This is a genomic window from Cloacibacillus porcorum (assembly GCF_001701045.1).
In the GTDB taxonomy this organism is placed as follows: Bacteria; Synergistota; Synergistia; order Synergistales; family Synergistaceae; genus Cloacibacillus; species Cloacibacillus porcorum.
In genome coordinates this window covers 1-13,912 of record NZ_CP016757.1, presented here as the reverse complement: position 1 = coordinate 13,912, position 13,912 = coordinate 1, and the positions used below count along the sequence as shown (strand labels likewise).

Here is a 13,912-nt window from a genome sequence, read left to right as displayed (position 1 = left end):
AAGGCAGAAAGCGCGGGCGTATTTTGCCCGCGCCTAGTTTTCTCAGACCTCTATAAGTTCATATTTGCGCGTGCCCATACCGAGTTTTTCGGCATGCTCCAGCATCACCTGCCATTTGGTGGTGGGGTGCATCGCGTGGAAATGATCGGGGTCAGCACCGTTTTCATGCAGCTGGTCAGTCAGATAGGTCCCGGAGATCGCGGGGGCCTTCATCACCGCGTCGGCGCAGGCCTGGTCAAGCGCCACGGGGTCAAAGGAGGCGAAGAATCCGATGTCTGGCGTGACGGCGGCATCGTTTTCCACGTGGCAGTCGCAGAAGGGCGAAACGTCTATCACGAGGCAGATGTGGAAGTTAGGCTTTCCGAAGATGACCGCCTTCGCGTATTCCGCCATCTTTTTGTTGAGAACGTCGTTCGAGCCATCCCAGTCCGGCATGACGGCGTCAAATGGGCAGGCTGAGATGCAGCGCCCGCAGCCGACGCACTTTTCATGGTCTATGGAGGCCTTTCCGGCTTTTATTGAGATCGCCCTCTGCGCGCAGTTGCGGGCGCAGCGTCCGCAGCCGATACATTTTTCTTCGCTGATAGACGGTTTTCCCTCGCTGTGCATCTCCATCTTGCCGGCGCGCGACCCCGAGCCCATGCCGAGATTCTTGACCGCGCCGCCAAAGCCGGTAAGCTCATGTCCCTTGAAATGGGAGAGCGAGATGATAATGTCGGCGTCGGCGATGGCGCGGCCGATCTTTGCCTCTTTGACATACTCGCCGCCCTCCACCAGAATCAGGGCTTCGTCGGTCCCTTTGAGGCCGTCGGCGATTATCACCTGACAGCCGGTGCAGAAGGGGTTATAGCCGTTCTCGTAGGCGGCGTCGAGGTGTTCAAGCGCGTCCTTGCGGCGGCCGACATAGAGCGTGTTGCTGTCTGTGAGGAAGGGTTTTCCGCCAAGTTCCTTAATGACGTCCGCCACAACCTTTGAGAAGTTCGGACGCAGATAGGCAATATTTCCCGGCTCCCCGAGATGTATTTTTATCGCCGTGAACTGTTTTTTGAAGTCGATCTCGCCGATCCCTGCGCTCTTCATCAGCTTTTCGAGTTTCTGAAGCAGGTTAAGTTCCGGTGTCGCTCTCATATTTGTGAAATATACCTTTGACGGCATTTTTGTCTCCCCCTGTTATATTACTTTTCTTTCAAACCCGCTGATAATTTTATCATGTGGAGGGTAAGTTTAGAATTAACGAAAAGAAACGGCAAGGGCCGCCTCTATTTTTCGGCAGCCCTTATTCCGTTTATACCGATATTCCGGCGCCGCGACGCCTATCTCTTCGCGGCGGCGATCTCCTCTTTATAGCTCTTCCACATTCTGCCGCGCAGCTCTTCGTCAGTTATGACTTCAAGCAGGCAGCGTCCGATTATTTTCGCCCCGTCCCTCATCGCCTCGTGCGCGCGCGGCTTCTGCGTCGCCTCGGCAAAGGCGCGGGTGTGGGCCTCGATGTTTTCGCCTGAGATGTCTATCTCCGGCTGCAATGCCGGACATCTGTAGGAGACGTCGCCCATATCAGACGAACCCATAAACGTACTGCAGGGGGTCACTTCAAGAGCCATTTCCGCAAAGTATTTTTTCGCCATTGTCTCGGCGGGGCCGTTGGGAAGCATATCCATAAAGCTCGCCTCAAAGTTGCGCCATGCCACCTCTGTCTCCGTCGCGAGCGCCGCGCCTCGAGCGCAGTTGTGGACCTTTTTGATAATTTCATCGAGGTAGGCCCGCTTCGGGGCGCGGAAGTAGAAGCGCCCGACGGCGCGCTCAGGTACGATATTCGGCACGGCGCCGCCGTCGTAGACGATGCCGTGCATGCGGGCCTCCGGCCTCACATGCTGGCGCAGCATATCCACCGCGTGGAAGAACAGCTGCAGGCCGTTCAGCGCGTTGCGCCCCTCCCAGGGGGCGGAGGCGGCGTGCGAGGTCTTGCCGGTGAAGGTAAACTCCACCGCGTCCATCGCAAGCGAACGGTATTCGACCATGTTTTTTCCGCCGCAGGAATGGATCATCATCGCGAAGTCGCAGCCGTCGAAGAGCCCTTTGGCGGACATCTCAACCTTGGCTCCGTCAGTCTCCTCGGCGGGAGTACCGGCCACCAGCAGTTCGCAGTCTATATCCTTCAGGATCGGAAGAAGTGAAAGCGCCGTCAGGACCGACATCGAACCGTGCAGGTTATGGCCGCAGGCGTGGCCGATCTCCGGCAGCGCGTCGTATTCCGTGAGGATGGCGACCTTCGGGCCGCCGCCTCTGCCGCAGCGCGCGGTGAAGGCGGTCGGAATGCCGAGCGCCGGATATTCGACCTCAAAGCCCGCATCTTTCAGCACACGGACGATTTCTTTGCTGGTCTCAAACTCTTTTCCCGAAACCTCGGGGCGCGCGGCGAAACCGTCGCTCATGGCCGCCATCGCGGGGGCGTTTACTGCGATATTTTTATCAAGTTCCGCTATCATCTGCCGAAGCTCCATGACGTCAGCCTCCCTTTGTATGCTATATCTCCTGCCGTTATTATACAGCCGCGAAGGTTTGGCGGGTGATCAGCCTTCCTTTGGGGCCTCCGATAATCTCGTTTTTGTGTACGGCGGGCTCCCCTCCGATGATGACCCACTCTATACCCTCGGGAGGCAGAAGCTCTTCGGCGAAGGTGGCCCGGTCAACCAGCCGCTGAGGGTCAAAGAGGACAAAGTCGGCGTCAGCGCCTGGTTTGATCTCGCCCTTATCGAGGAAGGCCATCGCCGCCGGCAGCGAGGTACATTTCCGCACCGCCTCAACGAGACTCAGCCCCTTTTTCCGCATGATATTTATCGCGCGCGGGAAGGTCCCCGCGGCACGCGGATGTCCGTGCCCCTTGAGAAGAATTGAGTCCGAGGCGACGGCGCAGCGCGGGTGCATGAGGCATTCCTCGACCTCGGCCCCGTTTATCACATGGGCGATGATAAGGGTCTCGGGAGCCTCTTTTCGCAGTTTTGCGTAAAGGCCGTCCTCCGAGAGAAATTTCCCGCGGTACGGCCCGCTTCCCACCTCCAGATATGCGCAGCCGCGTCCCCATCTCTCTTCGAAACCCTCGTCAAATACCGCCGAACCGAGGTTGGTGCAGAAGGCGTCGTACGGGTAACAGTCGAAGGTTATGTCACAGCCGTTGGCGACGGCGGCGGAGATATGGTCGAGCACCTCAGCGAGATGGCCGAAGGCGCACATGCTGCCGGTATGTGATATCTGAAAACGGAGCGGATATTTATGAGCATAGCCGATTATTTCGTCCACGGCCTCCACCGCGGCGGGGCCGTCGGCGCGGATGTGCACCGGTATCCAGATATTTTTAAAGCCGCTGGCAGTTTTAAGAAGCGCTTCGATCTCCTCCGCCGAGGTATTAGGCATATACTCGAGGCCGAAAGAGAGACCGAATGAACCCTCTGCTTCAAGTTCATGAAGGAGCAGAACGCGCATCTTTTCGATCGCCTGCGGCGGGGAGGCGGCGTATATATCCGTCACCCCGGAGTTTTCCCTGAGCTTTGTATGTCCCGTCAGGTAGCCCAGGTTAAGCCAGGGGTTCTTCCTGTATGGCCTGATATCGGCCGCCAGCGGGCCGGAGCCGCAGTTTCCGGCGATCGCCGTCGTGACCCCCTGCCGCAAAAGCGCCTGTTCGACCGTGTCACCGTCCTCGGCCTCTTCATCGTGCATATGTGTGTCGATAAAACCCGGAGAGACGCAGAGTCCGGCGGCGTCAATGACGCTGGCCGCCGAAGGTTCCTCCGCCGTCAGCGCCGCCACGCGGCCGCCGCTTACGGCAATGTTGACCCTTTCAGGATTGGCACATCCGGGGAGGATGACCTCTCCTCCCCGGATAAGAAGTTCAAATTTTTCCATTACTGTAATCTTTAATGATAATTGATCATTACCGCGACAAATATGAAGGCCATCTGCACGGCGAAGAGGAGGAGGAAAAAGGGAACGAAGTATTTCCACCACTTCTCGATCGGCACCTTCGCAAGGCTGCACATGACAGGCAGATTCGTCGTCGGCCAGAGGATGTTTGAAAATCCGTCGCCGTACTGATAGGCGAGGACCGCTATCTGACGCGGGATGCCGAGGATGTCGGAAAGCGGAGACATGATCGGGATGGTGGTCGCCGCCTGTCCCGAGCCGGAGGGGATGAAGAAGTTTATCAGGGTCTGTACGAAGAGCATCCCTTCGGCGGCCACCCATTTCGGCAGTCCGCTCAGAGGCGCCGCCAGCGCATAGATGACGGTGTCGATGATCTGTCCCTGCTGCATGACGACGAGCACGCCGCGCGAGATACCGACAACGCAGGCTCCGAAGATGATATCCTTCCAGGCGTCAATGAATATCTGCGCTATGCGGCTTGGTCCGTATCCGTTGGCCAGACCGCAGGCGATGCCAGTCACGAGGAGCAGCCCGCAGAGCTCGTCAAAATACCAGCCTCTCTTAAGCACGCCCCATACCAGGAAGCACATACCGACGAAGAGAACGAGAAGGACCGCCTTATTGCGGCCGGTGAACTTTGAATCTACAAGCTCATTATGGTCAAGCGCCAGCGCACCGACGTCAATGCCCTTCATGAGGCTCTTGCTGGGGTCTTTTCTCACCTTCGCCGCGTAACGCATCATCCAGATGACGCCCATCGTCACAAAAACAAACCATGACACGATGCGGAAACCAAGTCCCGAAAAGAGAGGCAGTTCCGAGATCTTCTGCGCGAGGCCGACCGTGAAGGGATTCATGAAGGCGGCGGCAAAGCCGAGGCCGCATCCCATCGCGACGACGGACATGCCGACCAGCGCGTCATAGCCCATCGCGACGGCGAGGCCAACAAAGATCGGGATAAACCCGAAGGCCTCCTCGAACATACCAAAGAAGGTGGCGGCGGTGGCGAATAGATACATAAAGAGCGGCATGACGAAGGCGTCGCGCCCCTTCGTCGCGCGCAGCAGGGCACCCATCGCGGCGTTAAGAGCGCCGCTGACGAGGACGAGATAGAAACATGCGTATGAGATCATTATAAAGAATATAATATCGGCTGCCTGAACGAGTCCCTTATAGACGCTGATGAACATCGCGAAGGGGTCCACCGGCGTCGACTTGACGATATGATAGGTCGTCGGATCGACGACCATGCGTCCGGTGTTGGGGTCTGTGATGCGGTCGTATAGACCAGCCGGCACAACATAGGTGCCGATGGTCGCAAGGACGATCAGGAAGAAAAGAAGAACGTAGGTGTGAGGCATCAGAAGATTAAGCTTTGATTTCTTTTCTGTCATAAGATTTTCCTCCTTTATTTATTATATTAGTCTTATATTCTCTACCGGTTACTGTTATCCGCCGCCTTTCTATCCGCCGGAACGGTTTAAGGTATAACAACATATTGCCTTGTAGGGCGATATATCATTTTAACATAGTAATATAATATTAACTAGTCATTAATTTAATTTTTTACATTCAAATAATATTCAAGATTTTTATCAATGACGCACGCCTGATACCCATTAAAAATAGATTGCCGCCCATATCTCATCTTTTTAGTGGAGAAGAAAAGTAATAATCATTAAAGGTCAATAATATTTAACTCTTTTATCTATAAAGAAAGAATAGACATATCTCTCAGAGGCAATATAATTTCTTTGGATAGCATAAAATCCGACTCTGCAAAAAGGAGAATCGAAGATGATATTAAAAAACCAGGAAGATGGAATAAAGAGAGAAAAGCTGGGAGGCAGCGGCAAGGGACATGCGCTGGCCTTTCCGATAGCAATTCCCGATCAGGACGGAGCCTTCACGATGACGACCCGTCTTGAGCTTGAGCCGGGAGCCTCCGTAGGCTATCATCTGCACGCCGACAATGAAGAGGTTTATTTTATTATGAGCGGCGAAGGGCTTTACACAGAAGAGAATGAAACCCAGCATGTAAAGGCCGGCGACATTATGCTCTGCCGCATGGGGTGTTCCCACGGCATAGAGAACTCCGGAAAAGATACGCTGGTGGTAGGAGCGGCGATCGCCAAGCGCGGATAGCCAGTTGTCTTAGCTGTAACAGAGACCGCCGCCGATGGTATCATACTGCGGCGGCGTTTTTTCTATGCGAGCCAGCGGCAGAAAACAGCGCAGGCGCATCTGTCAGCCGCCGCTTGAGCTGCCGTTCCGTATCATTTTTACCGCCTTCACAGCGTTCGCCGTAATTTACTCCGGAGATATTATGAAAAATGACATGATTTCTCTCCGATGGATGTTCGCCGCCAGCTACCGCGAGACACTGCGGGCTGCTACATGTTCGTCAAAGACTTGATGTGTTTACCACGGACTGGAGGGCGTATCAAAAAAATTGCCGAGATAAAATTGAACGACACTCATCCAGCCGCGGTAAGTCTGTGCAGCTTAGAAATCATTCTATAGAAATTTCCACGATTTTTGAGCTTGTTTACCTGTTACGGCGAAGTAAATATTACCTAACTTACGACTATTTTCCCATCGCCAATAGAAGCCGAATAAATTAAAGTACGTAATTTTTGCACCCACTTATCTACAAAGTTATCCACAAAATGTGGACACTTATGTGCTCAAACCCATATTTTGGCGCAGATAGAGGACAAAACGGCCTGTAATTTTGACAATATATGTGTATAAGTCGGTCAAAAGGGTGAATTTCCATGTGGATATATGCTGGATAGGCGTATCTGTTATTTATGTGAAATGACCATTTTAGATTTTTTTATAAAAAAGCGGAGCGCGGCCCTTCGTTTAGCAGGGCTGCGCTCCTTATCGGTCTTTAAAAATTTGGATTTATTCGACTTCGATCTTCTTAGCGCTCTCCCAGAGGCCGTGGATGTTGCAGTAGCTTACCGCGATAAATGTTCCAGGCTTTGTCAGCTTGACTCTCACGCAGCTTGCGGGATCGGCAGCAACGCATCCCGGCGTCTCAAGGTTCATCGTGTCGTCGTGGGCGCTGTAGTTGAATCTGGCAACTTCGACTACAGGTGCCGCACCCTCCGGCTTAAAGTAAAGCTGGATCCAGCTGATGTGATGAAGGGGTGTGTTGGGATGCTTGATCTCCTGTCCCACCATTACCTTAACGAGCGCCTCTTCCCCAGCCTTTACCTTTTCGGGGGCCTCTATCGTCGGCACGTGCTTCTCAGCCTTAAAATCTCCGTCTTTGATTACTTCTCCAATTTTCATTTCTATTCCTCCGTTTTTAGATTTTTATATTCTTTTTTAATTGCCTGCGTTAATAATATCATAATCTCTATCTTTTGTGTATATAAGAGTAAAAATACATAGTTTTTTCTTATTTTTAACATAATTATCAGTATAATGGCCTACTTATTGTTAATTGGAGGTTCTCTTTGCCAGTTTTTCCAGCGACAGCTTGACGCGCGCCATCCGCAGCGCAAGTTCCTCCGAGATCCCCGACTCTTCGAAATTACGCCTCTCCGCCTCGACATCTTCCTCGGATAGAACTACCGGCGCGCGTCTTTTGTATGAAGGAAGCGGCTCTTGGGCCTGCGAGCGGCGGACTATGGGGCCGACGCGGAAATCGACCTTAATTTTTTTACAGCCAAAGAAGGCGGCGACCCGCCTCTCTATCTGCGCTCGGCGAAACCGTACCGCGGAGAGGATACTCTGTTCGGCGACATTTATGGTGAGCGTCATTATCTCTTCGGAGTATTCGCACTGGGATGGCTGGCTCTTCTGGGCCAGAGGCGAACCGGCAATCTCCTCCCAGCGCTCTTCGAGTTCGGCGAGTTTTACCGATAGGGTCAGCTGCGCCCATCTCTCGGCGTCGGCCATTGATTTGGCCTGATTGCCGATCCCGGCTCTGACAATATCGCCGGCGGCTCTTGCGCCGTCAATCTTTTTCATGCCGCTGCCTGCGTCCGTTTTCTATCGCGACCCAAAGAAGCTGGATATCGGTAGGCGGCACTCCGGGGATGCGCGAGGCCTGTCCCAGCGTCGCCGGCCTGATCTTTTCCAGCTTGCCGCGTCCCTCGGCGGATAGCCCGTGAACATCGTTAAAATCAATATACGGCGGTATCTTCAGAAGCTCCATGCGCCTGAATTTATCGACCTGCCTGAGCTGGCGGCTGATGTAGCCTTCATACTTGAGCTCGTTCGCAATTTTCTCACCGTACTCTGGATCAAGCTCCGATCCCGTAAGTTCGGCAATGAAGGACCAGCTCACTTCGGGACGCCGCAGCAGGTTCTTCGCCGATATCCCCTCGCTGAGCGGCGACGACGGCATTGCGGCGAGCCTCTCATTGACCTCGGCGGTGGGCGGGATTTTTAACTCTTCTAAGCGTCTCTCCTCAGCCTCCGCCGCCCTGGCCATCTTTTGGAAGGATTCATATTTTTCATCCGGTAAAAGCCCTAGACTATGCCCCGTCCCGCAGAGGCGGTCGGCGGCGTTGTCGTGACGCAGAAGCAGCCTGTATTCGCAGCGGCTCGTGAGCATACGGTAGGGTTCGTTGGTCCCCTTGGTGACGAGGTCGTCTATGAGCACGCCGATATAGGCCTCGTCGCGCCGCAGAACGAAGGGCTCGGCCCCCTTCACGCGCAGCGCCGCGTTGATGCCGGCGATCAGCCCCTGAGCCGCCGCCTCTTCGTATCCCGAGGTACCGTTTATCTGTCCCGCGAGGAAGAGGTTCTTCACCTGTTTTGTCTCCAGCCACGGATTAAGCTGCGTCGGGACGACGAAATCATACTCGATGGCGTAGCCGGGACGCAGGATATGAGCCCTCTCGCAGCCCTTTATCGTCTTTATGCTCTCTAACTGCGCCTCAAGGCACATCGAAGTGGAAAAGTTCTGAACATAAACCTCCCTGCCCTCAGAGGTTATCGGTTCGAGAAAGAGGGGATGGGTATCCTTTTCGGGGAACTTTATTATCTTGTCGTCGATGGAAGGGCAATATCTGGGTCCCTCCGTGTCGAGCTTACCCATGTAGAGCGGCGATTCGGAAAAATATTTTCTGATTATTCTGTGAGTTTCCGCGTTTGTGCGCGTCAGCCCGCAGATCATTTCGTCATATCTTTTCTTTACTCCAAAATGAGAAAAGGCCTGTGGCTCCTCAATGCTGCGCTGACAGTCGAGAGCCTCCCAGTCTATCGTGTCGAAGTGCAGCCTCGGCGTCGTGTCGGTGCGCAGACGTCCAGTTTCGAGGCCGCTTCTGCGCAGGCTCCTCGCAAATTCAGTCGAGGCAACCATCCCCAAAGGACCCGATTTATGAGACGTCATCCCGATATGTATCTTGGAATCGAGATAGGTGCCGGTGGCAAGTATCACGCAGTCCGCGTAGAATACCTGTCCCGTCTTGATTTTAACGCCGCGCGCCTCGCCGTGCTCGATGATAAGATCTGCCGCCTGCGCCTGATGCAGCGCAATATTTTTTTCCGTCAGAAGCGCCGTGCGGTAGTGGTCGCTGTAGCGCCGCGGACTGCACTGCGCGCGCAGCGTGCGCACCGCCTCCCCCTTGGAGGTGTTAAGCCAGCGCAGATGGCGTGTGGCGCTGTCCGCCGCCGAGGCGCATTCGCCTCCGAGGGCGTCGATCTCCCGCACCATATGCCCCTTTGCCGGGCCGCCGATCGAGGGGTTGCAGGGCATCATCGCGATACTGTCGAGGTAGAGGCAGATCATGAGCGTGCGCGCCCCCATCCTTGCCGCGGCGAGCGCCGCCTCGCATCCGGCATGTCCGGCCCCGATAGTGATTACGTCATATCTGTCGTTTATCAACATTTTACGCCTTTCATGATTAAAAAATATTACCCTTAATTCTCGTAGCTCTCCGTCACTCTTCCCTCTGATACCCTGTGGATGAGCCCGGGAAATTTTTCGACGAAGGGCTCAGCCGTCGCCGCGAATACCTGCGTCTCCCGCGAGAGCAACGACTCAAAGAGCAGCGTCCGCCCGGAGGAATCAAGCTCCGCGGTCACCTCGTCGAGCAGGAGGACAGGGTCGCGGCCGATCTTTCTCTTCACGCCGTCAGCGGCGGCCAGCATCATCGCAATCGCCGTACGCCGGCGCAGTCCGCGGCTCAAAGCCTCGGAGGCCAACCTTTCGCCGGCCATGATGATAATATCGTCGCGGTGCGGTCCAACTACGGGGAATTTCACCGCCGCCTCGCGGCCGCGGTTTGCGATGACCGCCTTCGCGTAATCGTTCTCGCAGTCGTCGTCAAAACCGGCTCCGCCTCTCTTCAGCGAGAGCGTGATCTTCACCGGCGTGAGCTCCGACATTCCCTCAAGGCATGAGGAGAGCAGCTTTACCCCCTCTATCCGCATCCGCCATATCCAGGCGGCAAGCGGCAGCAGCGCCCGGTCGGCGATCATCGCAGGCATCCCGCGTTTAAGAAATACCGCCTTCTGGCGGACGCCGCGCCTGTACTCGGCAAGACGCATCGCGTAAGAGGGAACTATCAGCGCCAGCAGCATATCAAGCAGCCTCCGGCGGAAGGCTGAAGAGCCCTCCACGATAGACATGTCGTCGGGAAGGAAGGTAAGCACCGGTATGTTCCAGCGCAGATCCGCGGCGGTAACTGATTTATCATCCAGCCTCAGCATATAGCGGCGCGATATTTTCACGCGTATTATCCCGCCGGATTCAAGCTCTCCGGTCAGCTGCACCTCGGAAGAACCGCTGCCCCAGGTAGGCATCGAGAGAGTTTTCGCGCCGCGCTCAAGCGGACCCCACCCGGAGACGATATTTATCCCCTCAAGGATGTTTGTCTTTCCCGCGCCGTTCTCGCCGGTAAGCAAATTCAGCCCCGGGGACCATCTCATCTCCCGGGGCTCAAGATTTTTAAAATTATTGAACCGAACCCGGCTAAATCCCATCCGCTCCGTTTTGCTCCGTATCAAACATCCTGAGTTCATCCTCAGAGAGGTTGATCGGCGCGATGAGACATAAGAAATCGTCGCTGTCACTGCGTTTTACCGCCATATGGCCGGCCTGGCCGTTGAAAGAAAGCTTTACCTCGGGATCTCTCATCACCTTTAGAGCCTCCAAGAAAAACTTGGAATTGACGGCGATCCTCAGCTTTTCGCCCTCCGCCTCCGCGCCGATCTCTTCCTTGGCCTGTCCGAAATCCGGAGCCTTGCCGCGCAGTACCATCTCCGAGCCGGGGATGATGTCCAGAACTACCATGCGGTTGAAGTCCCGAACGATGACATCCACGCGTTCAAGGGCGGAGATGAGAGCGCCTCTGTCGGTAACGACGCTGAGGGTGCTGTTCTTCGGCAGTATTTTTTCATAGGGCGGAAACTTTGACTCCACGCGGCGGACGGTGAATTCGAGCGTGTCTGTCTTGAAGTAGAACTGCGCGCTGTCAAAGAGCACCTTTACCTCCGTTTCCGGGTTCAGCGAGCCAAGTATCCGCTGAAGCTCCTTTACCCCCTTCATCGGCAGCAGCGCCGTCGCCGCTTCGGCCCCGTCGGCCACCGCCGCCGAGGATAGCGCGAGCCTGCGCGTATCCGTAGAGACAATATTCAGCATGTTCTGCGTTATCTGCAGATTTGCGGAGGAGAGATAGAGCGGGAACTCTTCGCCGGTCGAGGCTGCGAGCGTCCCCTCTTCGATAACCTTCGCTAGCTCCGCCGCCGATATGCGGCAGAAGAGGTCGGCGCTGTCCGACGACGGCAGTACGGGAAATTCGCGCACCGGATAGCTGGAGAAGTTATATTTGCTCCTGCCAGCCCTCAGAATTACCTTTCCTTCGTTTACCTCAATGGTGAACTCCTCTCCCGGAGCCTTCTTGAAGAGGTCGCTGACCATTTTGATCGGGAATACCGCCTCTCCGGGTTCGGTTACGGTAATGCCTGACGCAAAGCAGATTATCGACGTCTTTATATCGGTTGCCTGCAGCAGCACCGATTCAAAGTCTGCCTTAACGAGGATTGACGAGAGTATGCTCACCGATCCTGAGGCGGATGTGCTTCTCTCAGCGAGACCCCAGCTTGCAAGGAACTGCTTTTTGTTGATTGTAAGCTTCATGTACGAGCCCTCCTATTAATACACCTTTTTTATAAATAAAATCGTATTCGTCGTCGTAGGGGCTGTGGAAATGTGGAAAAGTATATTTCACCCCGCTCTGACGTAATTTTTCGATGTGCAAAAGATTTTTATTAATTCACAAACTTATTCACACTATCCACAATTTTTGTGTGGAAAATCTGTAAAATAAAACTGCCCACAAATCAATGCACCAATTTTTCGCGAAAAATTATAACTTATTCACAATGTTATCCACAAAAGAGCGTACCCTAAGATCCGTCTTGATAAGTTCGGCGATCTTCTTGCAGGCGTGGATAACGACCGTATGATCCTTTTTGTTGAAGGCGTAGGCAATTTGGATCAGCGCCTCATTTGTCTTATTGCGTGCTACATACATCGCGGCCTGACGCGCGAGGGCCAGGTCGGCGGTCCGCTTCTTAGAGAGCAGCTCTTCGACGGTAAAGCCGAAAGATTCGGCCGTCAGCTGCTGGATGAGGCCGATACTCACGGTTCCCAGCGGATGTTCTTTGATCAGATCCTTGAGCCACACGCTTGCGTTCTCGATGTTGATAGGTTCGTGGTTGAGATCCGAACAGGCGACGATCCTGTTCAGGGAGCCTTCGAGTTCGCGGATGTTGCTCGGAATATTCTGCGCGATGAACATGATGACATCTTCAGGGATGTTCATGTACTTTTTCATCTCAGCTTTTTTTTGAAGTATGGCGACGCGGGTCTCCAAATCAGGCGGCTGGATGTCGGTTACCAGTCCCCATTCGAAACGGGAGACGAGCCTGTCTGCGATACCTTCAATGTCTTTGGGAGGACGGTCGGCGCTTATGATTATCTGTTTCTTCGCGTCGTGCAGGGTGTTGAAGGTCCAGAAAAATTCTTCCTGCGTCTGCTCCTTGCCGGCGATGAACTGCACGTCGTCTATCATCAGCACGTCAAGTTCGCGGTACCGCGCGCGGAATTCCTGATTGGTGTTGTTCCTGATCGCGGTGATCAGGTCGTTAGTGAACTTTTCCGCACTGACATAAAGTATTTTCGTATTATTATTCGTAGCCGCGATATGATGTCCGATGGCGTGCATAAGGTGCGTCTTGCCAAGTCCGACCTTCCCCCAGATGAAGAAAGGATTGTAGGTATTTCCGGGAGACTCGGCGACCGCCAGGCTTGCGGCGTGAGGAAGCCTGTTTGATTTTCCGACGACGAATGTCGAGAAGACATAATTCGGATTAAGGCCGTTGCGGCCCGCAGACGGCTTTGACTGCGGATTCTTGGGCTGCGGCTCCTGCACTTTTGTGGCCTCCGGCTGATCGGAAGAGATCTTAAGCTTGATATCCGTGCCGAAGCTGGTCTCGATGAGCAGCTCCTTCATCCTTGCGAGATATCTTGACTTTATCTGATCCATCGCGAATTGAGTGGCTACGTCAAGTACAAGCACGCCCTCTTCAAGCGAGAGCGGCATACAGGTCTGAAGATATATCTCCGCAGTCTTATCCTCGGCCCCCATCTTTTCCATGCAGTACTTATAGTATTCTTTCCAAATAATGTCTAAATCCATTCGGTTCACTCCAACAGAAGATAAAATAGATATTCTTCCAACTAGAGATTTTATCATGAATCAGCTAAAGACCAAAAAATAAATTTCAATGATTTTTTTGAATACACAATTGGAAGATTTTTTTCAGCCAGGCATAAAGAAGATTTCAAGTCAATAGGATAATCGAAGTTTTAGAAAGAAATCCACAAAAGTTATTCACATATACACATCGAGAAACACAAAAATATTGACAGCGCTAGGAAGTCAGTTGCAGAGCCAAATTCGTTGATAGATGCAAAAATCTGAAAATTTGATGATAGCTGACGATACTCTTTTTTTACTGA

At 53.8% G+C, this 13,912-nt stretch carries 11 protein-coding genes; 1 reads left to right on the top strand and 10 read right to left on the bottom strand.

Annotated features, from left to right (window positions below; all coding sequences use genetic code 11):
* Nucleotides 1-42: 42 nt before the first annotated feature.
* The 4 genes from BED41_RS00055 to BED41_RS00040 form a co-directional block, all read right to left on the bottom strand.
* Complete coding sequence (locus tag BED41_RS00055) at nucleotides 43-1,155, bottom strand: DUF362 domain-containing protein (protein ID WP_066741479.1); 1,113 nt, start codon at nucleotides 1,153-1,155, stop codon at nucleotides 43-45.
* A gap of 158 nt (nucleotides 1,156-1,313) precedes the next feature.
* Nucleotides 1,314-2,501 (bottom strand): amidohydrolase, encoded by a 1,188-nt coding sequence (locus BED41_RS00050; protein ID WP_066741474.1) that lies wholly within the window; start codon nucleotides 2,499-2,501, stop codon nucleotides 1,314-1,316.
* A gap of 40 nt (nucleotides 2,502-2,541) precedes the next feature.
* Entirely contained in the window at nucleotides 2,542-3,900 is a 1,359-nt protein-coding gene (locus BED41_RS00045; protein ID WP_066741473.1) for an amidohydrolase family protein, read from the bottom strand.
* Between the two features lie 11 nt (nucleotides 3,901-3,911).
* Nucleotides 3,912-5,312: a YfcC family protein gene (locus tag BED41_RS00040; protein ID WP_066741466.1), complete on the bottom strand. Its 1,401-nt coding sequence runs from the start codon at nucleotides 5,310-5,312 to the stop codon at nucleotides 3,912-3,914.
* Nucleotides 5,313-5,715: 403 nt separating this feature from the next.
* Between BED41_RS00040 and BED41_RS00035 the strand changes: the two genes are divergently transcribed.
* Nucleotides 5,716-6,063, top strand: coding sequence for a cupin domain-containing protein (locus tag BED41_RS00035; protein ID WP_066741464.1), 348 nt, complete (start codon nucleotides 5,716-5,718; stop codon nucleotides 6,061-6,063).
* Between the two features lie 765 nt (nucleotides 6,064-6,828).
* Here BED41_RS00035 and BED41_RS00030 read toward each other — a convergent pair.
* The 6 genes from BED41_RS00030 to dnaA form a co-directional block, all read right to left on the bottom strand.
* Complete coding sequence (locus tag BED41_RS00030; protein WP_066741461.1) at nucleotides 6,829-7,221, bottom strand: class II SORL domain-containing protein; 393 nt, start codon at nucleotides 7,219-7,221, stop codon at nucleotides 6,829-6,831.
* A gap of 150 nt (nucleotides 7,222-7,371) precedes the next feature.
* Nucleotides 7,372-7,905: a DciA family protein gene (locus BED41_RS00025; protein WP_066741459.1), complete on the bottom strand. Its 534-nt coding sequence runs from the start codon at nucleotides 7,903-7,905 to the stop codon at nucleotides 7,372-7,374.
* A complete protein-coding gene (gene mnmG / locus BED41_RS00020; protein ID WP_066741457.1) occupies nucleotides 7,892-9,772 on the bottom strand; it encodes a tRNA uridine-5-carboxymethylaminomethyl(34) synthesis enzyme MnmG in 1,881 nt (626 codons plus the stop codon). Before mnmG ends, BED41_RS00025 begins: the two co-directional genes overlap by 14 nt.
* Nucleotides 9,773-9,804: 32 nt before the next feature.
* Nucleotides 9,805-10,869 (bottom strand): DNA replication/repair protein RecF, encoded by a 1,065-nt coding sequence (recF, locus tag BED41_RS00015; protein WP_066741456.1) that lies wholly within the window; start codon nucleotides 10,867-10,869, stop codon nucleotides 9,805-9,807.
* Nucleotides 10,859-12,025, bottom strand: coding sequence for a DNA polymerase III subunit beta (gene dnaN / locus BED41_RS00010; RefSeq protein ID WP_066741454.1), 1,167 nt, complete (start codon nucleotides 12,023-12,025; stop codon nucleotides 10,859-10,861). Before dnaN ends, recF begins: the two co-directional genes overlap by 11 nt.
* Before the next feature lie 229 nt (nucleotides 12,026-12,254).
* Nucleotides 12,255-13,589 (bottom strand): chromosomal replication initiator protein DnaA, encoded by a 1,335-nt coding sequence (gene dnaA, locus BED41_RS00005; protein WP_066741449.1) that lies wholly within the window; start codon nucleotides 13,587-13,589, stop codon nucleotides 12,255-12,257.
* Nucleotides 13,590-13,912: the final 323 nt, after the last annotated feature.